The sequence below is a fragment of the Salinimonas chungwhensis DSM 16280 genome, assembly GCF_000378185.1.
Lineage (GTDB): Bacteria > Pseudomonadota > Gammaproteobacteria > Enterobacterales > Alteromonadaceae > Alteromonas > Alteromonas chungwhensis.
Genome location: NZ_KB899390.1, coordinates 54,598 through 76,967, shown reverse-complemented (window position 1 = coordinate 76,967; position 22,370 = coordinate 54,598). Strand labels below are relative to the sequence as shown.

The following is a 22,370-nucleotide window of genomic DNA, read 5'->3' as shown; positions in this document are numbered from 1 at the left end:
AGTCGACACAGCACAGCTGTGTCTATGCGGTTATAAACAGTAAACAACCGGATAACAAACAAAATAAGACAAAATATATATTTATTTTTTGGGCGTAGAGGATTTCATTTTCTGAGATGTCTGAATAAGTATCGGCAGGTATTTTTTATGTCGGTTTTAAGGTGATTCTCCCGTTTTTCACTGCATTAAAAACCCGGCTTAGGCCGGGTTCTTTTTAAGCAATTATTCGCTTTTCTGTTTCTCTGCAGCTTCTTTGATTATTGGCTGCAACTCATTTTGCTGAAACATTTCGATGATGATATCGCAACCGCCTATCAACTCGCCATCTACCCATAATTGAGGGAAGGTCGGCCAGTTGGCATATTTCGGCAATTCCGCCCGGATGTCCGGATTTTGCAAAATATCGACATACGCAAATTGCTCACCACATGACATTAATGCCTGGGAGGCCTGCGCTGAAAAGCCACAGCTGGGTAATTTAGGTGACCCCTTCATATATAGAAGAATAGGGTTCTCTGCAATTTGTTCTTTAATTTTGTCAACGGTTGATTCTGTGTTTGTGCTTTCCATCGAGACCTCACTTTCGCTCATGTTTACCCTGCTATATGGGCATGACTGGCTATTCTTTCAAGGCGATAATAATAGCATGCTTGTCTGGGTATATAACAGGGGCGCAACAGTGGTAACTTTTTATGAAAACACGGCCACGGGGTGATCTCAAAGTCGCTGTCGGGGCTATCAGAACACATATCAGATAAATAACCCATGCACCACTGGCAGGTTTTTTGACTCTGAAATTGTAAAAATCCTTAAACCTGTCATTGGGTTATCAAAATTTGTCCTTATATTTTGGTTAGCTAAGACCGTTGCAGGTTGGTGAGATGAGTCGCTTCAGGCTTCATCTGCTGACCGGCAAACATTATCACCAACATGGAGACTCGTAATGGCTTTTGAATTACCAGCATTACCTTATGAAAAAAACGCCCTGGAACCACATATTTCTGCAGAAACGCTGGAATATCACTATGGTAAGCATCACGCGACCTATGTATCTAAGCTGAATGGCCTGGTAGAAGGCACAGAAAACGAGAATAAGAGCCTTGAAGAGATCATCAAATCTTCTGATGGCGGGTTGTTTAATAACGCAGCGCAGGTATGGAACCACACATTTTACTGGAATGGCTTAAGCCCTAATGGCGGTGGCGAGCCTTCTGGCGAACTGGCAGACGCAATCAAGGCAAAATGGGGTTCATTTGATGACTTCAAAGCTGCATTTAACGATAAAGCGACTGGTAACTTTGGCTCAGGCTGGACCTGGCTGGTCAAAAAATCGGATGGCGCACTGGATATCGTAAATACTGATGATGCAGAAACCCCGATTTCTGGCAATGAATTTACACCATTGCTGACTGCTGATGTTTGGGAACACGCTTACTACATTGACTACCGTAATGCGCGTCCAAAATATCTTGAAAACTTCTGGGCTGTAGTAAACTGGAACTTTGTCGCGGACAATTTTGCAAAGTAAACGCAGTTCGTAATTAGACGCAAAGCCCGCCCTGAAGCGGGCTTTTTTATGCCTGTAAATTGTCACGCATACAGATAATTACCGACTAACCCGACGACAAAAAGTTCAGTTTTTAAATAGAACATTTCCCACGTCATTATCGTTAAATAAAATCAAAAAAAATGCCCATTCCCGAAATACCGACTAAGCTAATTATATGGGGAGCCGTTTTCTGACTTAGAGGTACTCATGGGTATTTTCGAACACTACCAGCAACGCTATGAAGAGAGGCAGCAGGAAGAATTCACTATTCAGGAATTCCTGAACATCTGCAAAAATGATCCAATGGCTTACGCCAATTCCGCAGAACGTCTATTGCAGGCTATCGGTGAGCCTGAAATGATCGATACATCTAAAGATCCCGCTCTGAGCCGCCTTTTCTCCAACCGGGTTATTGCTAGATATCCAGCTTTTAGCGAGTTTTATGGCATGGAAGATGCCATCGAACAAATTGTCTCTTACCTTCGACATGCTGCCCAGGGGTTGGAAGAGAAAAAACAAATATTGTATTTACTTGGCCCTGTTGGCGGGGGCAAGTCATCGTTAGCAGAAAGACTTAAAGAGCTGATGCAAAATGTGCCAATTTATATGCTAAAAGGCTCACCGGTTAACGACCACCCCTTCTGTCTGTTCGATATTAACGAAGATGGCAATCTCCTTGAACAGGAATATGGCGTACCTAAACGCTATTTGAAAACCATCATGTCGCCGTGGGTGAGAAAACGGCTCCATGAAGCCCGGGGTGATATCAGCCAGTTCAGCGTGGTTCGGGTTTACCCGTCTATACTTGACCAGATTGCCATAGCGAAGACCGAACCAGGTGATGAAAATAATCAGGATATTTCCTCATTGGTGGGCAAAGTCGATATCCGGCGTCTGGAGCAGTATGCGCAAAACGATCCTGATGCGTACAGTTACTCCGGTTCCCTGTGCAAAGCCAATCAGGGCCTGATGGAATTTGTCGAGATGTTTAAAGCACCTATTAAGGTGTTACATCCTTTGCTGACCGCCACTCAGGAGGGAAATTATAACCCTACTGAAGGTTTCTCTGCCCTGCCCTTTGACGGTTTGATTCTGGCTCATTCTAATGAGTCTGAATGGCAGACATTCAGAAATAACAAAAATAACGAAGCCTTTCTGGACCGCGTATATATTGTAAAAGTTCCCTATTGCCTGCGCGTCACAGAGGAGATGAAAATATACCGAAAATTACTCGATCACAGCGAACTGAGTGGTGCGCCCTGTGCGCCTGATACGCTTGAGTGTCTGGCCCAGTTTACGGTCTTATCGCGGCTTAAAACGCCGGAAAACTCGAGCATCTACTCAAAAATGCGCGTTTACGATGGTGAAAGCCTCAAAGATACAGACCCGAAAGCGAAATCCTATCAGGAATATCGTGACTATGCCGGGGTCGATGAGGGGATGGAAGGCTTATCTACCCGATTTGCATTTAAAATACTCTCCCGGGTTTTCAATTTTGATCATCAGGAAGTCGCTGCTAATCCGGTTCATCTGTTTTATGTACTTGAACGTCAGATTGAGCGTGAGCAATATCCGCAGGAAATCGCAGATCGTTACCATGAATTTCTTAAAGGCTACCTGATTCCCAAATATGTTGAGTTCATTGGCAAGGAAATTCAAACTGCCTATTTAGAGTCTTATTCCGAATACGGACAAAACTTGTTTGATCGCTATGTGACCTATGCCGATTTCTGGATTCAAGACCAGGAATACCGTGATCCGGAAACCGGTCAGTTGTTTGACCGTGAATCACTCAATGCTGAGCTTGAAAAAACCGAAAAACCTGCAGGCATCAGTAATCCTAAAGATTTTCGCAATGAAATTGTCAATTTTGTTCTGCGAGCCCGAGCCAATAATTCAGGCAAAAACCCCGCCTGGACCAGCTATGAAAAATTACGCACAGTAATTGAGAAGAAAATGTTCTCCAACACTGAAGATTTGTTGCCCGTCATTTCTTTCAATACCAAAGGTTCAACGGATGATAAGAAAAAACATGATGATTTTGTTAACCGCATGACAGAGAAAGGGTACACGCAGAAGCAGGTTCGTCTGCTTTGCGAATGGTATTTAAGAGTGCGTAAAGCGTCTTAACCAGATGTTCTTTGTGTGCAGTCAGAGTAGGTGCTTATGGCGCATTTTATAGATCGGCGATTAAACAGCAAAGGGAAGAGCACTATCAATCGTCAACGCTTTCTGCGTCGGTATAAACAGCAGATAAAGAAAGCCGTGTCCGATGCAGTGGGTCAGCGTTCTGTCACTGATCTGGAAAGTGGTGAACAAGTCAGCATTCCCACCCGGGATATTTCCGAACCGGTCTTTCATACCGGTAAAGGTGGCCAACGCGAGGCTGTGCATCCTGGCAATGATCAGTTTGTTACCGGTGATCGCATCGATCGCCCGCCCCAGGGTCAGGGTGGCCCGGGTGATGGCGAAGCCAGTAACCAGGGCGAGGGACAGGATGACTTTGTTTTTTCTATTTCTAAAGACGAATACCTGGACCTGCTATTCGACGACCTGGCCTTACCAAATCTGCAAAAAAATCAGTTTGATAAAGTCATCGACTACGAAACATATCGGGCTGGATATCAGACCGACGGGGTGCCGAGTAATCTGGACATTGTGCGCTCGCTTAAAGGTTCTGTATCAAGGCGCATCGCGCTAACCGGTAAAGATAAACGGCGATTGCGGGAGTTAGAAGAAGAACTGAGGGCGCTGAAAGCCGATAAACACGAAAATACGCTGGCCATTCTTGAACTGGAAAGTGAGATTAACGCGTTAAAGGCCAAAATTGCCAAAGTGCCCTTCATTGATACCTTTGATTTGCGGTTTAAAAACTATGACAAACGTCCGGTTCCCACCAGCAAAGCGGTAATGTTTTGTCTGATGGATGTGTCTGGGTCCATGGATCAGACCACCAAGGATATGGCGAAACGATTCTATATCCTGTTGTATCTTTTCCTGACCCGAACCTACGAAAATGTAGAAGTGGTCTACATCCGTCATCATACGCAAGCGAAAGAAGTTGATGAACATGAGTTTTTCTACTCCCAGGAAACAGGCGGCACCATAGTATCCAGCGCGCTTCGACTAATGGATGAAATAGTGGCGCAGCGATACAGAGACGCTAACTGGAATATTTACGCTGCCCAGGCATCTGACGGCGATAACTGGGCTGATGATTCGCCCTTTTGCAAAGATTTATTACTCAATAGTCTGTTGCCGGTAACCCGCTACTTTGCCTATATCGAAATTACTGAAAGACAGCATCAGAGTCTGTGGCGAGAATATCAAACAGTAGAAGCTGCGACTGATAACTTTGTCTGTAAGCATGTGCAATCAGTATCTGATATTTATCCAGTCTTTCGTGAGCTGTTCGCCCGCTCCGAACAAACAGCGCAGTCAGGAGGCTGATATGGCAGCGAGCACTGCATCAGACATCAAGCGATTAAGTGATGGTCCGGACTGGACCTTCGATTTGCTGGGCGAGTATGAGCATCATATCGACAGAATTGCGAAAAATTTTCGGTTGGATATTTATCCCAATCAGATTGAAGTGATTACCGCAGAACAAATGATGGATGCCTATGCCAGTATCGGTATGCCTCTTAATTACAGTCACTGGTCGTTTGGCAAAAAATTCATTCAGACAGAGCAACAGTATCGTCGTGGGCAGATGGGTCTGGCCTATGAAATTGTCATCAACTCCAATCCCTGTATTGCTTATCTCATGGAAGAAAACACTATGACCATGCAGGCGTTGGTCATGGCGCACGCATGTTACGGCCATAATTCCTTTTTCAAAGGTAATTATTTGTTTAAAACCTGGACCGATGCAGATTCGATTATCGATTATCTCGTGTTTGCCAAAAACTATATTGCCAAATGTGAACAAAAGCATGGTGAAAAAGATGTCGAGGACATTCTTGACTCCTGTCATGCGTTGATGAACTTTGGCGTGGACCGTTACAAACGGCCCCAGAAAATTTCTCTTCAGGAAGAAAGAAATCGGCAAAAACAGCGTGAGAAATATCTGCAATCGCAAGTGAACGAGCTATGGCGAACGGTGCCTGACAATAAGAGTCGGGCTACACCCCAGTTGGTTCGCTTTCCTAGTGAGCCACAGGAAAATCTGCTTTATTTTATCGAAAAAAATGCACCGTTACTTGAACCCTGGCAAAGGGAGCTGGTTCGTATTGTCAGAAAAGTCTCGCAGTATTTTTATCCACAGAAACAAACCCAGGTTATGAATGAAGGATGGGCGTGTTTCTGGCACTATCACATTTTAACGCAACTGTATGATGAAGGGCTGGTCAGCGACCGGTTTATGATGGAGTTTTTACACAGCCACACCAGCGTTGTGATGCAACCTGAATACAACAGCCCGCACTATTCAGGCATTAATCCCTATGCGTTAGGCTTCAATATGTTTATGGATATAAAACGGGTATGCCAGAATCCTACTGAAGAAGATCGTTATTATTTACCATCCATCGCAGGTCAGGACTGGCTGGACACCGTGCACTTTGCCATGCAGAATTTTAAGGATGAAAGCTTTATTAGTCAGTTTTTGTCACCCAAGCTAATCCGCGATTTTAAATTATTTGCGGTGGAGGATGATGAGCGTAATCCCTTTATTCGCGTCAGCGCCATTCACGATGAACCCGGCTATCAGGCGATTAAAGAAAAGTTATCCGCGCAATATAATCTGAGCAACAATGAACCAAATATTCAGGTATATAATGTAGATGTTCGTGGCGACCGTACGTTAACACTTCGTTACGTGCCGCAAAACGGCATTCCATTAGCAGCTTCTAAGGATGAGGTCATGCGCCACCTGCACAGGTTATGGAAATTTGACGTACGTTTAGAGCAGCAAAGCGCGGATGGCGAGATTGAGATTATTGCGAAATGCGGCAACAAAACCCGGGGCGCTTAGCCACCAATGACGGTTGCCAGTCACTGTGGAGTGTCATTGCATACCACAGCAAGGTGCGTTCCCTTAGCACTCATATGCAATCGACTGGCGCCGTGCTGGCAATACCTTGATATATCAAGCCAGGACCGCCACAAGGGAGTATTAGCGTCTTCCGACGGCTGTGGCCGTAAAATGTCGCTATCGGTCATCTCAGCTACCACCGGTTCGCGAAAATCCCAGGCCAGGATTTCATTACCTACTGCTGTAATGGCTTTAGCGCCTGGGGTCCAGGCCATGTAATAAGCATCGTCAGGAAGTGTAACCAGTAAACTGGATTGCTGAGTTTTCGGGTCAAAGCTCATCAACGTCCAGGGCTGACTGGCAGGATCCGGGTTCTTGGTATAGCTGTATAGACCGGTTTCAGGAATCGGCCACAGACTCGGTCCGATATTCCGATCCAACACCAAAGGCTTAGTATCGGTACTGATTTTCTGTAAGGTATGAGGCTTGCCCAGAACAAACGCCAGTGCTTCGTCACGATTCATCCATACATAGTAGCCAACCGGCTCAGCCTCACTGAATTTGTGCCCTTGCCCTTCATCATAAATCCAAAGCCACTGTTTACCGTTATCGTCCACCCGAACAGTGGAAAAACCACTACCGTGAGGTAATGGCGTAGGAGAGTATTCTGAATCAGCAGTGTAGGTAATATTACGATGGTAATGATTGACCAGGTTATAGGTCATGATATCCGTTTGCGAGGCTTTACCTGCACTGAAACTTTGGGTGTAATACAATCGTTGTCCGCCATCAAAAAAATGTGGCTGGTTGGTGTAAGCCCGGGTGTCGGTAATCTTCCTGGCCTGCTCGATAAACGGCTTGTCATTTTCGTAACTCAGGCTGAACAACCATAAATTGGATGCGGCATAACTTGGCGCGCTGGCACTAACAAGCAATAAGCTAACAAGTATTTTGAACATAGAATTTATCATGAGCGCCTCGCAGGTTATCAGGGCGTACTGACCTGGCTATCGTCCATTTGTTTTGGCCGCACTAACAATAGCACCAGCGCTCCGGCCAGACAACTTAGGGCAGCAAGAGCAAATGCGGTATAACTGTTGGTTCCCTGCGCCCATATCTGGCCTGCGCCATAATTACCAAGGGCGCCGCCGGCACCAAATGCGATACCAATATATAAGGCCTGCCCCCGCCCGTGAAAGCGGCCTGGCAGATATTGATGAATAAAGTGGACAGAAGTGGCGTGGTTCAGACCAAAACTCAAAGCGTGTATGAGCTGAGTCGTCATTACAATCCAGGGTGAATCTGCCCAGGCAGCCAGCGCGTACCATCGAAAAGCAGTTAATAATAAACACCCCATCAACAACGTCCACACCCCAAATTGACGAATGAGACGGCTTGCGATCAAAAATATCCCAATTTCTGCCAACACGCCCAGTGCTATTAACAAACCTGTTTCCTGACCCGAGTACTGAAGATCGCGCATGTATAATGCAAAAAAACCATAATACGGGCCGAAACTTATTTGCAGTAATATGGCACTGAGCATAAAAACAATAAACGGTCGCTGGCCGGCGAATCGCCACAAGTTACCGGTTTCTTCGCGGGAGTGTTGCTGCAGAGCCGGCTGATGCAAAAATAACGCACTGATAAACAACAGACACAGTACACCTAAACTGACATAAACCGGTAATTCGCTGGAGGTCAGATCCAAGCCTTTGCCGACGCCGACAGTTAGTAGGATAAAGCCCACACTGCCCCACAGCCTGACCTGACCGTAAGGGGTCTTTCCTGGCGCCACAGCCTGCATAGTAATGACTTCAAGCTGTGGCAATACCGCTGTCCAGAACATCATCATCAGACCAAACGCCAGTGTCAGGCCCCAGAAGCTGGAAACAAAAAATACCAGCAAAAAACACAAGGCACTTAAAAAACATCCCAGCCGAAGAATCTGTAACGCCTTTCCACTTCGATCAGCAAGCCCTGCCCAGATTGACGGACCGATTATGCGTGACAGAGTAATTACGGCAAATAAATTACCAATGTCAGAAGAGGTAAACCCGCGCCCGTCAAGAAAAATCCCCAGATATGGCACCAATACACCAAGCTGACCAAAATAGAGGAAATACGTGAGGGCGAGAAGTACAAGGTTGGTGCGGGAATGAGCACGGCCCAGTCCCGTAGTGTGATCAGCGGTCACCGACTAACGCCGGGCAATAATGTCAGGCGTCATACTCCCGGACAACGGGTTCTGCGCCCGGTGGCGCAGGCAATGGTCCATCAGAGTTAGTGCCAGCATGGCTTCGGCGATAGGGACCGCCCTAATGCCAACACAGGGGTCATGGCGCCCTTTGGTAATAACATCAATTTCATTGCCGTCGACATCAATGGTTTTACCCGGCACAGAAATGCTTGAAGTAGGTTTAAGCGCCATATGCACAACAACATCCTGACCACTGGATATACCGCCCAGTACGCCTCCTGCATGGTTAGAAGCAAAGCCATTGGGCGTCAATGGATCACGGTGCTCGCTGCCTTTTTGCTCAATCACATCAAAGCCATCGCCAATTTCCACGCCTTTCACCGCATTAATTCCCATCATTGCACCAGCAATATCGGCATCGAGGCGGTCAAATACCGGTTCGCCCCACCCTGTGGGCATATTGGAAGCCACTACTGAAACTTTAGCACCTATGGAGTCGCCACTTTTCTTGAGCTCCCGCATATATGTATCCAGTGCATCCAGTTTTGTTTTGTCCGGGCAAAAAAATGGATTTGTGTTGGTGACTGACTTATCGATCTGTTCTACTTTAATGGGGCCTAACTGAGATAGGTAGCCATGAATATCAATGCCAAATTCTTGCTTGAGGTACTTTTTCGCAATCGCACCAGCTGCTACGCGTATGGCAGTTTCCCGCGCAGAGGAACGGCCGCCGCCACGGTAGTCACGCACACCGTATTTCTGTTGATAGGTATAATCTGCATGCCCCGGCCTGAAGCGATCTTTAATCGTTGAATAGTCCTGGCTGCGCTGATCTTTATTTTTGATAAGCAAGCCGATGCTGGTTCCGGTGGTTTTGCCCTCAAACACGCCGGAAAGGATCTGTACCTCATCATCTTCCCGACGAGCCGTAGTATACCGGGAGGTACCCGGCTTACGCCGGTCTAAATCAGTTTGTAAATCACTTTCATCCAGCGGCATTCCTGGCGGGCATCCGTCAACTACGCCGCCGATGGCAATGCCATGACTTTCACCAAAGGTTGTGACGGTGAACAGTTTTCCAAAGCTATTTCCTGACATCTGTTATTCCCCGTCCTGCTCGTTCCAATATGCGACCAGCGCTTCTTTTTGTACTGCAAATATCCCGTTCCCACCATGTTCAAATGTCAGCCATTCGACAGCAAGGCCGGGAAAACGTGTTGCCATATGCACTTCACTATTACCAACTTCAACAAACATCCATGCGCCGTCATTCAGATGTTCGGTGCCTTTTTTGAGTAATGTCTCCACCAAATCAAGCCCATCGTCACCAGCGGCCAGCGCCAACTCAGGCTCATGCTGATACTCTTCCGGCAAATCACTCATATCCTGCGCATCCACATATGGCGGGTTAGATACGATTAGATCGTACGACTGACCCTGCAGGCTACTGAATAAATCTGACTCTATGGGATAAACTCTGTCGCTTAATTGATGCTGCTGAATGTTTTCATCCGCCACAGCAAGGGCGTCGCTGGATATATCCACAGCATCTACCTGGGCGTCTTCAAATGCATAAGCCAGAGCAATAGCGATACAGCCACCACCGGTGCACATATCTAAAATGGTATTCGGTGCGCTAACCAGGTGACCAGAAAAGCGCTTCTGAATTAATTCTGCGAACGGAGAGCGTGGAATAAGCACGCGTTCGTCCACATAAAAAGGCAGACCACAAAACCAGGCCTCATGCGTGATATAAGGTAGTGGCATACGTGTCTGCACCCGTTTTAAAACAAGTTCAGAAACTTTTTCTCTTTCGCTGGTAGTCAGCCGGGCAGCAAATAGTCCCTCTCCGGTTTGCGCCAGCATACCAGGCGGCAGATGCAATCCGTACAAGACCAGGGAAACCGCCTCATCCCATGGATTATCAGTGCCGTGGCCAAAATAAAGCTCTGCGTCATTAAACCGGCTGACGGCCCAACGAACCATATCCAGTACAGTATGCAAATCGTTGATGGCTTCATCGAGATAAATCTTGTCGGTCATGCTGCCCCAGGTACATCCATTAGATTAAAACTGGTATCATACCCAAAGAAACGCTGCGCGCCCATGCCTAATTTACATGGTCAGACCGTCAACCTGCTATCCACATCCGGAGACTGCGCTGAGGAATAGTCTATGAGTAAAAACAAGCCGGAATCACCGGATTCTCAGAACGAGGATTTTGGTTTATTTCGCGAGGTTTTCGGCACGGTGAAGCCGCTCAGGCAAGATAAGGTCGTGCCTGAGCGACAGGAAAAACTGAAAGCAAAATTACAGGCTCGGCCTAAAAGCACGTTACAGGAGCGCCAGAGAACCGCTTCATTTGCGTTTTCAGATTTGTATCAGGCGGCACTTCCGCAAAGTGGTCCAATGCGTTTTTGTCGGGCAGATGTCGCTACCCACCGACTCAAACAGCTGCGCAGAGGGGATTATTCACCGGAACTTATCCTGGATATGCACGGGTTGAATCGCGAGGCCGCTAAACAAGAGCTCAGCGCGCTTTTACACACCGCCCATAAACAGCTCATTGATTGTGTTGCTGTTGTACACGGTATTGGGTCAGGCGTATTGAAAACGGCGCTTCCCCATCTTTTGATTCAACACCCGCATGTCATGGCCTTTCATCAGGCACCATTAGAATACGGTGGTCATGGCGCCCTATTGGTATTAGTAGAGACGGCCGAACCGGACTTTAATCCTTTTTCCTAACGTTGCCGGTTTATTCATCTTCTCGGGTGTTGTGAATGATCAGGTAGGTGTAATAAGCCATCAGGGCAATGATAAGCCCGATGCCCAACAATGAGCCCCATACAACCGGATCGTTAAACATAGAAATAAGCATAGTGTTCTCCTGCTGATTATCAGGTAAAGAGTATGCATCACATGCTGTGGGCAAATACTGATCAGAATCAATAAATAGGCCGGTTATGATCTTTTGTTAAAAAATATATGGAAGTAAAAAAGCGGGCTGTCTGAATAAGAAAGTCGAATTGCCGACATTACCAGTTAGAGCAATCATCCGTTTAAAAAGTAAAACATGAGTAAATTCATGCGATTGCAAAAAAACGCGGTCATTAAGCCGAACTTTTATTGCAAATAATTCTCATTTACACTAATCTACAAATGCCTGTTCGGCGTTAGGTGATTAACGGTCTTGGCTTAACGTCGGTGTTGGACGGGTGTGTGGTGCGCCCGTCCAACCATTTTTAAGAAAATAGCTTCCAGAACCAGCTTTTATCCAACTCTTCCTGACAGGTTTTCAACTGGGTTGCGTAACGTAAAGATCGTGATTTCACCTTCGCCGCAACTTTTTTCAGCCACGGTTTACGGTTATAGGATTTTCTGCGATAACCGCCCCAGCCCTCATGGTAATTCAGATACTGACCATAGGCGTCCCATTTGGACGTACCATTGATGCGGTAGGATTTATAAATAAACCATCCCATGAAGTCCATGGCATCGTCAAAGTCATCGCGATCTGCCCAGCTATTACCGGTTTCTTTGACATAATCAGCCCAGGTCATCGTTTTCGCCTGAGAATAACCATACGCTGAGCTTACCCGCCCCCACGGTATAAGCCCGAAGAAGACATAATCTTTAGGTGGCAGCGCATCGTGCCTGAATGAGCTTTCCTGATACATCATTGCCATTGGCACATGCAGAGGAACACCCCACTTATCCCTGGTATCAACCGCTGCGTCATACCAGTCTTCTTTTTCAAAAAAAATGTCGCAAAGATTACTGGCATTTTTAGGCGGCGCAGTCGCACAACCGGTTAATAAGAAAGGTAAAAAGGCTAATTGCCAAAAAAAACCATTAACACGTTTGAACTTTTTCAACATCGGGTGTCCAAATTAATGTTCTAGCAAAATGTGTGTTTCCCTGGAACGCTTTGACGCCTGACACCTTGTCAGGCGTTTTTTTATGCCTGTTCCATGTTGTAATAATCTTTAATAAAGCTTTCAAAGTCTTGCGTATCTTCGCTTTCCACCTGCTTTTGCGCTTTATGTGAGGCAGTGGCCAGGTCAGCAAAGTCATTTTCCTGATGGTGAGTATAGGCAAAGTTCTTATAGGTGTCTGCGTATTCTTTAGCGAGCAATAAGCCCAACGCAGAATTATCTGCATCATCAGCCAGCAGACTATCCAGAATCTGCCCCGAAGGGGTTTTCGCGGGATCGCAGAAACAGGCCCACTGCGTGGCAATGGCTTCTGAATAGCGCGATGTATTATTCGCCTTGTCCAGTAATGCAGCCACTTCGGTAAATTTATCGAACAAACTTTTAGCCCAGTCATGCATCGCCACTGGTTCACCGTCTACATGTAACGACAAACCGGGTTTGCGCCCTTCGAGCACGACGGCATCCATATTTTCTCTGGCTTCGGCGATACTTTGTGGCGTCAACTGGGCACTTGGCATTAGCAGGCAGGTCAGCAAATATACATCCAGAAAGTCCATTTGACTCTGAGATACACCTAACGCAGAGAATGGGTTCAAATCCAGCGCTCTGACCTCGATATAGCTGATACCTCTTTTAACCAGAGCATCAGTAGGTTTTTCAAGTGGCAGTGTTGGCTGCTTGGGACGGATTGGCGAATAGAGCTCATTCTCAATCTGCAGAATGTTATGACTAAGCTGCTGCCAGTTCCCATCTTCGCCGGCGGAAAATTTAGAAAAGCGAGTGGAGGGAGTTTGCATCGCCTCACGCAGCAATTTCACATAATTGTCGAGTTCGTTGTAACAAATCTGCAGGGCCGACTGCTCAGCGTTGGTGTAACCGAGATCGCTCATTCTCAGACATGTCGCGTGCGGCAGATAAAAGGTGCCCTTGCCCACTTTTTCAAACGACATGTTGTGTGACTTATTATTCAAAAAAGAGCTGCATAGCGCTGGTGATGCACCAAACAGATAAGGAATCAGCCAGCAGGTCCGGCGATAATTTCGTATTAGCGACAGATAATCCCGTGCTACCTGTTCCTGGTCATGCGCTTCTTTATGAAGCGCAGCCCAATGCATCCAAAAACTATCAGAAAAAGAAAAGTTGTAATGCACGCCTGCTATAGCCTGCATCATGCTGCCATAGCGATTTTTGAGCCCCACCCGGTAAACGCGCTTCATTTTACCAACATTCGACTCACCGAAATTGGCAATGGGAATACTGTCTTCATCTTCAATAAAGCATGGCATGCTCATGGGCCACAACAACTCACCATCAATGTTGTTTGCAACATATTTATGAATATCCTGCAGCTGCTCAAGCGTCGTTGCACTATGTAACGCAGGCGGGGTTATGAACTCAAGAAGTGATTCTGAAAAGTCCGTGGTGATGGTTTCATGGGTAAGCGCTGAACCTAATGCTTCCGGGTGCGCTTTTTGCGATAACGCGCCGTCTTTTTCAATTCTCAGCGCTTCGCGTTCTACACCTCGACGGCTTTGCGCCAGACTTTTTATAAAAGTACTGCTATGCAGCGCTTCCAGCCGCTGTTCAAAATTCAGTTGCGTCACAGTCAAATCTTTGTCCGGTTTTGATAAGGCCTTTCTTAATGAGGAAAGGCCTGAGAATTTCAATTGTTAGTACCGGTTTATACGACGAATCGCAAAATTACGGTGTTAACTCGCGTTGGGTTTTCTGCTCCAGAGACAACTCAATGACAGGAAACCCTAAAGTGAACAATTGTTCCAGAATTTTCTGCTTATCGCCAACTACAATTATCTGCATATCCTCAACAATCAGCTGCTCTTTGGCTAATGCATTGAGTTGTTCAGCATCAATATTCTTTATGATATCCAATTGCTGCTGGCGATAATCGTCCGGTAAATCATAAGCCTGGAGCTGGCTCAGGAACCGGGCTTTACTGGATGGCGTTTCATATTTTAACGCATCGCTTAGTGTATAAGCGTTACGCATAAACGTCACTTCTTCAGGTTTAACACCTTCACTGGCAAACTGACGAATTTCATTAAGCATCTCTTCTATACCTTTAGCGGTAAACTCGCCATTAAGATCAGCAGAGGCGTCAAACCATCCCAGCGTTTTTCCACCAATAAAGGCGGTAGACGCGCCATAGGTATATCCCTTGTCTTCCCGCAAGTTCAGGTTTATGCGACTGTTAAAGGCTCCTCCCAGCGGAAAGTTCATGAGGTTGGACTTAAAATAAGTCTCTGTGGCATCGAACTTTGGCCCGCGCTTGACGATATGTACCACCGATTGTACCGCCCCCGGTTTATCCACCAGATAGGTATGGGTTTTGGTATATTGTGGAAATGAACCGAACTCTGGAATGGCATAATCCTGAGATTCCCATTGCTTTAAAAACGTTGTTGTCTGGCTAAAAGCATTGGCGGAAAGATCACTGACCACGACAGCGTGAGCGTGATCTGGCGTATAATAGTTGTTGTAATAGGCCTTAATGTCCTGCAATGTGATATTTTGAAGTGTCGCCAGAGTTCCTTCCTCAGGCAGACTCAACCGGCTGTCCTTGCCAAATAAGATCCAGTCACGGGCGCGGGTCGCCAACGATGACGGGTTTTTGAGCTGCTGCTGCATACTTTGTAGTACGCGGGCTTTCATGCGCTCAAAGTCCTGCTCCAGAAAAGCTGGGTGAAACAGCTTCTCCTCCAGTAATGCCATGGTCTGATCAATATTTTTGGTTAACGAGGACACCATCACCTGAGTATATCTGCCGCGGGAACTGAACTGGATTGAACTGCCCAGCTTAGCCAGTTCGTTAGCAATGGACTCATTTGAGTATTGTTGCGTAGATTCGTTCATCATCAGCGCGGTAAGGTAGGCAGTACCCGCCTTGTCTTCAGGATCCAGTAGCATCCCGCCTTCCATATTTAACGTAAACGTGACGGTAGGTGTTTCAGAGCTTGTAACGCCAAGTAAAGGGATAGTGTCTGCTAAAGTGCTTTCCCAGTAATCGGGAACCTCTACCACCGGTGCAGGGCCGGCCGGCGGCACGTTGTTTCTGTCAATACTCTCGCTTATCTGTAAGGGAGCTACCGGCTTCGCAGGCTCGCTGCTCGGGATCTGGCGCTCGGGTAAAGTGAAGTTTTGTTCTTTTACCGCAAGTTGTGCCTGTCCCTGAGGAACCACACTGAGTATAACGCCGTGGCCATGTTTGATGTATTTTCTATAGACGCGCATGACGTCGCTGGCGGTAACGGCGTTGTAACGTTCGATATCCTCGCGCACCAAATCTGGTTTTCCACTAAACGTTTCGCCGGCAGCAAGTTTGCTGACTTTCCCAGCAACACTTTGCAGACCAAAAACGGTGGATGACTCTATAGATGCTTTGACCCTGGCCAGATCGTCGGGTTTCACTCCCCGGGCTTCAAACTCTTCTAATGTTTGGACCACTACATTTCTGAGTTTAGCTAAGTCAGGTGTACTCGCCGGATTAGCCAACGCAAAAAGCTGAAATTCACAGGCCAGTTCCCGACACGGGTGGTTAACGGCAGTTTGTACGGCTTGCCCGTTTTTTACCAGATTTTTGTACAATAACGATGTTTTGCCGCCACCTAAAATATCGGCAAGAACATCCAAGGGTGCTTCGTCCGGATGTCTGGCATAAACGGTGGGATAGGTAACCTGTAACAGGGGCAGGTGCACGTTATCTTCCAGGGTGATATAACGATCCTCCTCCAACGTCACAGGCTGTGGTTCGGGTTTTGCTACTTCCGGTCCTGCGGGTATTCCGCCAAAGTAGTTCTCCACCCACTGTTTGGTCTGGGCAATATCAATATCACCACCAATAGTTAACACAGCATTGTTAGGGCCGTACCAGCGTTTAAAAAATGCTTTAAGGTCGTCTACGTTGACGCGGTCTAAATCCTCCACATAACCGATTGGCTGCCAGGAATAAGGATGCCCGGAAGGATAGAGAGCCTCCGCGGTGCGCTCATTTCGCAAACCATAAGGCTGGTTATCAACCCGCTGTGCCCGTTCATTTTTCACCGTCTCTCGCTGATTTTCAAATTTGGTCTGATTTACCGCTTGCAGCAAATAGCCCATCCGGTCGGATTCCAGCCAGAGTACCTTTTCCAATTGATTAGCAGGAACGGTTTGGTAGTAATTTGTGCGGTCGCTGTTAGTGCTGCCGTTCAGGTTACCCCCTGCCTCAGTTATGATTTTAAAATGCTGTTCGTCGGCGACATGTTCAGATCCCTGAAACATCATATGCTCAAAAAAGTGGGCAAAGCCGGATTTGCCAATATCTTCGCGTGATGACCCCACATGGTACGTCATATCCACGTGAACCAGCGGATCGGATTTATCCTGATGCAGGATAACCGTCAGGCCATTATCCAGGGTGTATTTTTTGTAGTCGATAGCAAGTTTATCGGAAGCTTGGGTCGGGCCCGCTTCAGACGCATTTTCTGTACTCTGTTTGGCCTGTTGGCATCCTGCCAGCACTCCAAGTACCGTACTGGTAATAAAAATAGTTTTAACGATGCGTTTTAACATCACACCTTTCCTTTTCGTAAAGACCTGACTTTTTAATCAGAAACTATCAATTAGCTTACTGACGTTTTTAACGGTTTGACAGACTATCAAATTTTGACGCAGATAACTCCTGTACTGTTGAGTCAGGTTGTATCAATTTGTGAATGGTTAGCCTACAATTTATTGTCTGACTACCAGGGATTTTACGATGAATAACAATCGCCTTGTTATAGACCTTGATTTTGGGGTCTCCCAGCTAAGTGGTAATCGCGCACTATATGTGTCCTTATTACAAAAACTCGCGGCTGAATATCAGGACTTACCGGTTCGACTGGATCACGCGCTGGCTGAAAACCGGTGGGAAGATGTGCGCATCATGGTGCATACGCTTAAAGGCGTGGCGGGAAATATGGGTTGTAACCTGTTACATGTGGAAGCGCATAATTACGAGCAGGCGATTAAAGAAAGCCACACCGTACCAGCCAGTCATCACACATTTGTAGATGCTCTGTCGCAGACAATAACCGCGATTAATGCTCTGGCGACAGAAACAAATGCTTCGCCCGATACATCTCAACAGCGAGAGGCATTTATCACTGCACTGAGCCAACATGAGTTCATTCCCGAAGAACAGCTGGACAAATGGCTCAATGAGCTGGCGATTCCTGCCTCGCAGCACGAAACTATTCGCGATGCCATTGACGAACTTGATTATGAGATTGCACTGGAGTTGGTAAAAACACACAGTGACTGAAATTCCTATTCTCTTTACCCACAATGACTTTTATGTGGTGGCGAAACCTGCTGGTGTTACTATGCACGATGCAGAGCTGGGCATCATCACTCTGTTGCGCAGACAACTTGGCGAGCAGCAATTATTTCTGTGTCACCGGCTGGATGACGGCACTTCAGGCTGCCTTTTGATTGCCCGAAATGCCGTAGCCGCAGCCACCTTGTCTGAATTGTTTGCTCAGCACCACATACAAAAGTTTTACATCGCGCTGGGGGCTGGTAAGCCACGCCAAAAGCAAGGTACGATAATCGGCGATATGAAAAACCGTCGCCGGGGTCAGCATATACTGCTAAAAACCCGGGAAAACCCGGCCATAACCCAGTTTTTCAGTCAGAGTATCTTGCCGGGTATCCGCGGTTTTATCCTTCGCCCTCTTACCGGCAAAACACATCAGATACGGGTAGCGTTAAAAAGTCTCGGTAGCCCGGTGCTGGGCGATACCTTATATGGTAAAGAACACTCCGACAGGCTGTATTTGCATGCCTGGCGGCTCTGTTTTGACTATCAGAAGCAGAGTATTGCTGTCACCTGTCCATTCTATACGGGAGTGCATTTTTTCAGCCGGGAATGCCAGATGTGGTTGACAAAGAACTCGCAGCCAGAACAGATACACTGGCCGACCGGTAAACTTCCCAAAAGCATGTTGCAGGAGTTGTAATGTCTCACCACTTGAAAGGGCGAGTACAAATTGTGGGCAGCGGCGCCATCGGCTCATTAATTGCTGCTGGCGCACAGCGCAACAATATTCCTTACAGCCTCGCCCCCCGGCGCCCGGAACAGCTCACGCAGAGGCTGACATCCTATAGTGGTCAACGCCTGTTGCTTGCCGATAATTTAAGCCAGGCAGAAGCACTGGGCCCAACAGATTTGCTGGTTATGCCCTTAAAAGTGCATCAGCTGGAAGACGCTGCCAGGCAGTGGCAGGACAGGCTGGATCAGGCAACCCCCGTATTATTGGTACATAACGGTATGGGGGGCCTGGAAAGCGTGCGTCGCCATCTTCCCTATCAGCCGGTTTATCAGGCTACAACCAGTCATGGAGTATACAAGCCCACCTTACAGGAAGCTCGTCATAGTGGGTTCGGGCGCACTATTTTTGGCGAAGCGCCGGACAATGTTAATCTTAACGACACGCAGCTGCAGATTGTTTTTGAAACCATCAGCCGATGTCTGCAGCCTGTTACCTGGCACCCTGATATCACCGAAGCACTGTGGTTGAAACTTGTGGTTAATGCGGTTATCAACCCGCTGACAAGCTTGCATGACGTGCCTAATGGGGCGCTGGCTGAGCATCGGTTCCAACCCACTATTAAGCATATTTGTCAGGAAATGGCTGCACTCATGCAATCAGAGGGCATGATGTTTGAACCACAATTATTAGCTGATCAGGTTCGTCATGTAATCGATGCTACAGCGCAAAATTATTCCAGTATGCATCAGGACATTAAGCATCGCCGGCGTACAGAAATAGATGCCATTAACGGATTTATTGTCGAACAGGCGCAAAAAAAAGGCATCGACGTTTCCGTCAATGCCATTTTATATGAAAAGATAAAAAAAATGGAAGCCGCTTACTCCTGACCTTCCGGCCGCATATGCGGGAACAATATGACATCTTTAATTGTCGGACTGTTCGTAAACAGCATAGTTAAACGATCAATACCAATGCCTTGACCCGCTGTAGGGGGTAAGCCGTGCTCAAGGGCGCGGATGTAATCTTCATCAAAATGCATCGCTTCATCATCGCCGGCATCTTTTTCAGCAACCTGCTTACGGAAGCGTTCAGCCTGATCTTCTGAGTCATTGAGCTCGCTAAATCCGTTAGCAATTTCACGCCCGCCGACAAAAAATTCAAAGCGATCGGTAATAAACGGGTTGTCATCATTGCGTCTGGCCAGTGGCGACACTTCCCAGGGGTACTCGGTGATGAATGTCGGCTGTTCCAATTGTTCTTCTGCAGTAGCTTCAAAGATTTCGCATAAATATTTACCAGCGCCCCAGATGCCTTCAACGTCTGGCTCTTTAATATGAAGCTGTTTTGCCATAGCTTTTAATTCATCCAGATGGGATTCTGGATCGCGAATGGCCGCTTCATTCGCTTCTGGCCAGTATTTGAGAATAGCATCGCCCATACTCAGGCGGTCGAAAGGCTGACCAAAATCATAGCGCTTTTCTTCCAGCACATTACCTTCGGCATCGGTTACCGTATTAAGCAGTTCTGACGTGCCCAGGATATCCTGCGCCAGCGTACGCAACATATCTTCAGTCAGATCCATCAAATCATGATAATCCGCGTAGGCCTGATAGAATTCCAGCATGGTAAATTCAGGATTATGGCGCGTAGAAAGTCCTTCGTTGCGGAAGTTTCGGTTGATTTCGAATACACGCTCAATGCCGCCCACTACCAAACGCTTAAGATACAGCTCAGGCGCGATACGCAGGTACATATCAATATCCATGGCATTGTGGTGAGTCACAAACGGTTTTGCTGTAGCTCCACCTGGAATCACCTGTAGCATCGGCGTTTCAACTTCTATGAACTTTCGCTGCGTCAGATACTGTCGGATCCCATTAATCAGCTCACTGCGAATACGAAATGTCTCGCGGGTTTTATCGCTGGTGATCAAATCAACATAACGCTGGCGATACTTGGTCTCCTGATCGCTCAGGCCGTGAAATTTTTCAGGTAGCGGCCGCAACGCCTTGGTAAGTAGCTCATAATTTGCCATATCCACATACAGGTCGCCCTTTCCTGACATTTGCAGGGTGCCGGCAACACCAATAATGTCACCGATATCGAGGCTGCCATAGCGAGCTTTAATAGCCTTTTGCGCATCTTTTGAGGCGTAAGCCTGAATGCGTCCGGTCATATCCTGTAGCAATAGAAACGGCCCGCGTTTGGCCATTATACGGCCGGCAATACTCACCTCATTGCCCTGCTCTGCCAATGTTTCTTTATCCGACTGCCCGAACGCGTTCTGCAATTCGTCGGCATAATGTTCGCGACGAAACTGGTTAGGAAATCCATTGGAACGACAGTTTTCGCGAATCGCGCTCAATTTTGCCCGGCGCTCGGCAATTAATTTATTCTCATCTTGCTGTTGACTGGTCATACCTAATCACTTGTCTGTTAAAGCCCGGACTTCAGGCTGGCTTCAATAAATTTATCCAAATCACCGTCTAACACGGCCTGGGTATTACGGTTTTCTACACCCGTGCGTAAATCTTTAATGCGTGAGTCATCCAGCACGTAAGAACGAATCTGGCTGCCCCAGCCAATATCTGACTTACTCTCTTCCAGAGCTTGTTTCTCAGCATTCTGCTTTTGCAGTTCAAACTCATGAAGCTTGGCTTTGAGCTGCTTCATAGCCTGATCTTTGTTCTTATGCTGAGAACGGTCGTTTTGACATTGCACCACTATCCCGGTGGGCTCATGGGTAATACGCACCGCCGAGTCGGTTCTGTTTACATGCTGACCGCCCGCGCCTGATGCCCGATACGTATCAATGCGTAAATCTGACGGGTTAATATCTATTTCGATATTGTCATCAATCTCCGGATACACAAACGCAGAAGAAAAAGACGTATGGCGTCGATTACCCGAATCGAAAGGCGATTTTCTTACTAACCGGTGAACGCCGGTCTCTGTGCGTAACCAGCCAAACGCATACTCGCCCTGAAACCGCACGGTAACGCTTTTTATGCCGGCTACATCACCTTCAGATAACTCAATGATTTCAGTTTTAAGGCCATGGGATTCCCCCCAACGAAGGTACATCCTTAGCAGCATGTTCGCCCAGTCCTGAGCCTCGGTGCCTCCTGAACCTGCCTGCAAATCAATGTAACAGTCGGCAGCATCATTGGGCCCGGAAAACATTCGGCGAAACTCCAGCTTTTCCAACTTCTGTTGCAGGCCTTCCACCTCGGCTTTGGTCTCTGAAAATGTTTCCTCATCTTCAGCTTCCACTGCCAGTTCCAGCAGACCTTCCACATCCTCTGCACCCTGCTCCAGTTCATGGATGGTTTTTACCACCTGCTCCAAAGCAACTTTTTCTTTCCCCAGATTCTGGGCATAGTCCGGATCATTCCAGACATCAGGATTTTCAAGTTCCCGATTAACTTCTTCTAACCGCTCTGACTTTGCATCAAAGTCAAAGATACCCCCTAAGAGCCTCGGTACGGCCCCGGATATCAGAAATAGCATTCTGTACAGGATTGATTTCGAACATAATCCGCTTTCGCTTGTTTAATAAGACGGCGAATAGTATCTAAATTACGACTTTTTTAATAGCCGTCACCAAGAAGAAATTAGTCTTTGCTACCACCGGCGGGAATAAAGAGAGGGGCAGAATGGGTGAGCAATCAAG

General features: G+C 47.1%; 19 protein-coding genes. 8 read left to right on the top strand and 11 right to left on the bottom strand.

Annotated elements, in window-relative coordinates; all coding sequences use genetic code 11:
* Nucleotides 1-222 precede the first annotated feature (222 nt).
* Entirely contained in the window at nt 223-591 is a 369-nt protein-coding gene (locus F458_RS0116865; RefSeq protein ID WP_018984617.1) for a Grx4 family monothiol glutaredoxin, read from the bottom strand.
* 352 nt (nt 592-943) lie between these two features.
* Here F458_RS0116865 and F458_RS0116860 point away from each other — a divergent pair, with 352 nt between their 5' ends.
* The 4 genes from F458_RS0116860 (at nt 944) to F458_RS0116845 (ending at nt 6,524) form a co-directional block, all read left to right on the top strand.
* A complete protein-coding gene (locus tag F458_RS0116860; RefSeq protein ID WP_018984616.1) occupies nt 944-1,528 on the top strand; it encodes a superoxide dismutase in 585 nt (194 codons plus the stop codon).
* Between the two features lie 228 nt (nt 1,529-1,756).
* Complete coding sequence (locus F458_RS0116855; protein WP_018984615.1) at nt 1,757-3,679, top strand: PrkA family serine protein kinase; 1,923 nt, start codon at nt 1,757-1,759, stop codon at nt 3,677-3,679.
* A gap of 36 nt (nt 3,680-3,715) precedes the next feature.
* Nucleotides 3,716-4,999: a YeaH/YhbH family protein gene (locus F458_RS0116850; protein WP_018984614.1), complete on the top strand. Its 1,284-nt coding sequence runs from the start codon at nt 3,716-3,718 to the stop codon at nt 4,997-4,999.
* A gap of 1 nt (nt 5,000) precedes the next feature.
* Nucleotides 5,001-6,524, top strand: coding sequence for a SpoVR family protein (locus F458_RS0116845; RefSeq protein WP_018984613.1), 1,524 nt, complete (start codon nt 5,001-5,003; stop codon nt 6,522-6,524).
* Nucleotides 6,525-6,544: 20 nt separating this feature from the next.
* On the opposite strand, the gene F458_RS0116840 is transcribed toward F458_RS0116845, so the two are convergent.
* From F458_RS0116840 to prmB, 4 genes are read right to left on the bottom strand one after another with little or no spacing between them, the layout of a single operon-like run.
* Complete coding sequence (locus F458_RS0116840) at nt 6,545-7,483, bottom strand: hypothetical protein (protein ID WP_156824283.1); 939 nt, start codon at nt 7,481-7,483, stop codon at nt 6,545-6,547.
* Between the two features lie 29 nt (nt 7,484-7,512).
* The gene (locus F458_RS0116835) at nt 7,513-8,721 is read right to left on the bottom strand and encodes an MFS transporter (protein WP_018984611.1); all 1,209 of its coding nucleotides are present in this window, start codon (nt 8,719-8,721) and stop codon (nt 7,513-7,515) included.
* 3 nt (nt 8,722-8,724) lie between these two features.
* Nucleotides 8,725-9,822, bottom strand: a complete 1,098-nt coding sequence (gene aroC / locus F458_RS0116830) for a chorismate synthase (RefSeq protein ID WP_018984610.1) — start codon at nt 9,820-9,822, stop codon at nt 8,725-8,727.
* A gap of 3 nt (nt 9,823-9,825) precedes the next feature.
* A complete protein-coding gene (gene prmB / locus F458_RS0116825) occupies nt 9,826-10,767 on the bottom strand; it encodes a 50S ribosomal protein L3 N(5)-glutamine methyltransferase (protein ID WP_018984609.1) in 942 nt (313 codons plus the stop codon).
* A 132-nt stretch (nt 10,768-10,899) separates the two neighbouring features.
* On the opposite strand from prmB, the gene smrB reads away from it, so the two are divergent.
* Nucleotides 10,900-11,472 (top strand): endonuclease SmrB, encoded by a 573-nt coding sequence (smrB, locus tag F458_RS0116820; RefSeq protein ID WP_018984608.1) that lies wholly within the window; start codon nt 10,900-10,902, stop codon nt 11,470-11,472.
* A gap of 10 nt (nt 11,473-11,482) precedes the next feature.
* Here the strand turns inward: smrB and F458_RS21170 are convergent, their stop codons facing one another.
* From F458_RS21170 to F458_RS0116800, 4 genes are all read right to left on the bottom strand, one after another.
* Nucleotides 11,483-11,605 (bottom strand): hypothetical protein, encoded by a 123-nt coding sequence (locus F458_RS21170; protein WP_018984607.1) that lies wholly within the window; start codon nt 11,603-11,605, stop codon nt 11,483-11,485.
* Between the two features lie 364 nt (nt 11,606-11,969).
* The gene (locus F458_RS0116810) at nt 11,970-12,605 is read right to left on the bottom strand and encodes a transglycosylase SLT domain-containing protein (RefSeq protein WP_018984606.1); all 636 of its coding nucleotides are present in this window, start codon (nt 12,603-12,605) and stop codon (nt 11,970-11,972) included.
* Between the two features lie 80 nt (nt 12,606-12,685).
* Nucleotides 12,686-14,272 carry a glutamate--cysteine ligase gene (gshA, locus tag F458_RS0116805; RefSeq protein WP_026294753.1) on the bottom strand — a complete coding sequence of 529 codons (1,587 nt, stop codon included), beginning with the start codon at nt 14,270-14,272 and terminating at the stop codon, nt 12,686-12,688.
* Nucleotides 14,273-14,363: 91 nt separating this feature from the next.
* A complete protein-coding gene (locus F458_RS0116800) occupies nt 14,364-17,231 on the bottom strand; it encodes a M16 family metallopeptidase (RefSeq protein ID WP_018984604.1) in 2,868 nt (955 codons plus the stop codon).
* Between the two features lie 187 nt (nt 17,232-17,418).
* Between F458_RS0116800 and F458_RS0116795 the strand changes: the two genes are divergently transcribed.
* The 3 genes from F458_RS0116795 to F458_RS0116785 are packed head-to-tail and all read left to right on the top strand — an operon-like array spanning nt 17,419 to nt 19,584.
* Complete coding sequence (locus F458_RS0116795) at nt 17,419-17,964, top strand: Hpt domain-containing protein (protein ID WP_018984603.1); 546 nt, start codon at nt 17,419-17,421, stop codon at nt 17,962-17,964.
* Nucleotides 17,957-18,661 carry a TIGR01621 family pseudouridine synthase gene (locus F458_RS0116790; protein ID WP_018984602.1) on the top strand — a complete coding sequence of 235 codons (705 nt, stop codon included), beginning with the start codon at nt 17,957-17,959 and terminating at the stop codon, nt 18,659-18,661. Before F458_RS0116795 ends, F458_RS0116790 begins: the two co-directional genes overlap by 8 nt.
* Entirely contained in the window at nt 18,661-19,584 is a 924-nt protein-coding gene (locus tag F458_RS0116785) for a ketopantoate reductase family protein (protein WP_018984601.1), read from the top strand. Before F458_RS0116790 ends, F458_RS0116785 begins: the two co-directional genes overlap by 1 nt.
* Here F458_RS0116785 and lysS read toward each other — a convergent pair.
* Both lysS and prfB read right to left on the bottom strand, forming a co-directional pair.
* The gene (gene lysS / locus F458_RS0116780) at nt 19,575-21,116 is read right to left on the bottom strand and encodes a lysine--tRNA ligase (protein ID WP_018984600.1); all 1,542 of its coding nucleotides are present in this window, start codon (nt 21,114-21,116) and stop codon (nt 19,575-19,577) included. The two genes, F458_RS0116785 and lysS, sit on opposite strands and share 10 nt — an antisense overlap.
* A 17-nt stretch (nt 21,117-21,133) precedes the next feature.
* A protein-coding gene (gene prfB / locus F458_RS19785; RefSeq protein ID WP_156824282.1) for a peptide chain release factor 2 occupies nt 21,134-22,232 on the bottom strand; the annotation gives its coding sequence in 2 pieces (ribosomal slippage) (nt 21,134-22,156 and nt 22,158-22,232; 1,098 coding nt in all).
* Between the last annotated feature and the right edge of the window lie 138 nt (nt 22,233-22,370).

What these genes read in the sequence shown, in the direction of transcription:
- F458_RS0116865 (WP_018984617.1), bottom strand. Translation starts at nt 591, where the DNA reads ATGAGCGAAAGTGAGGTCTCGATGGAAAGCACAAACACAGAATCAACC.
- F458_RS0116860 (WP_018984616.1), top strand. Translation starts at nt 944, where the DNA reads ATGGCTTTTGAATTACCAGCATTACCTTATGAAAAAAACGCCCTGGAA.
- F458_RS0116855 (WP_018984615.1), top strand. Translation starts at nt 1,757, where the DNA reads ATGGGTATTTTCGAACACTACCAGCAACGCTATGAAGAGAGGCAGCAG.
- F458_RS0116850 (WP_018984614.1), top strand. Translation starts at nt 3,716, where the DNA reads ATGGCGCATTTTATAGATCGGCGATTAAACAGCAAAGGGAAGAGCACT.
- F458_RS0116845 (WP_018984613.1), top strand. Translation starts at nt 5,001, where the DNA reads ATGGCAGCGAGCACTGCATCAGACATCAAGCGATTAAGTGATGGTCCG.
- F458_RS0116840 (WP_156824283.1), bottom strand. Translation starts at nt 7,483, where the DNA reads ATGTTCAAAATACTTGTTAGCTTATTGCTTGTTAGTGCCAGCGCGCCA.
- aroC (WP_018984610.1), bottom strand. Translation starts at nt 9,822, where the DNA reads ATGTCAGGAAATAGCTTTGGAAAACTGTTCACCGTCACAACCTTTGGT.
- prmB (WP_018984609.1), bottom strand. Translation starts at nt 10,767, where the DNA reads ATGACCGACAAGATTTATCTCGATGAAGCCATCAACGATTTGCATACT.
- smrB (WP_018984608.1), top strand. Translation starts at nt 10,900, where the DNA reads ATGAGTAAAAACAAGCCGGAATCACCGGATTCTCAGAACGAGGATTTT.
- F458_RS21170 (WP_018984607.1), bottom strand. Translation starts at nt 11,605, where the DNA reads ATGCTTATTTCTATGTTTAACGATCCGGTTGTATGGGGCTCATTGTTG.
- F458_RS0116810 (WP_018984606.1), bottom strand. Translation starts at nt 12,605, where the DNA reads ATGTTGAAAAAGTTCAAACGTGTTAATGGTTTTTTTTGGCAATTAGCC.
- F458_RS0116800 (WP_018984604.1), bottom strand. Translation starts at nt 17,231, where the DNA reads ATGTTAAAACGCATCGTTAAAACTATTTTTATTACCAGTACGGTACTT.
- F458_RS0116795 (WP_018984603.1), top strand. Translation starts at nt 17,419, where the DNA reads ATGAATAACAATCGCCTTGTTATAGACCTTGATTTTGGGGTCTCCCAG.
- F458_RS0116785 (WP_018984601.1), top strand. Translation starts at nt 18,661, where the DNA reads ATGTCTCACCACTTGAAAGGGCGAGTACAAATTGTGGGCAGCGGCGCC.
- lysS (WP_018984600.1), bottom strand. Translation starts at nt 21,116, where the DNA reads ATGACCAGTCAACAGCAAGATGAGAATAAATTAATTGCCGAGCGCCGG.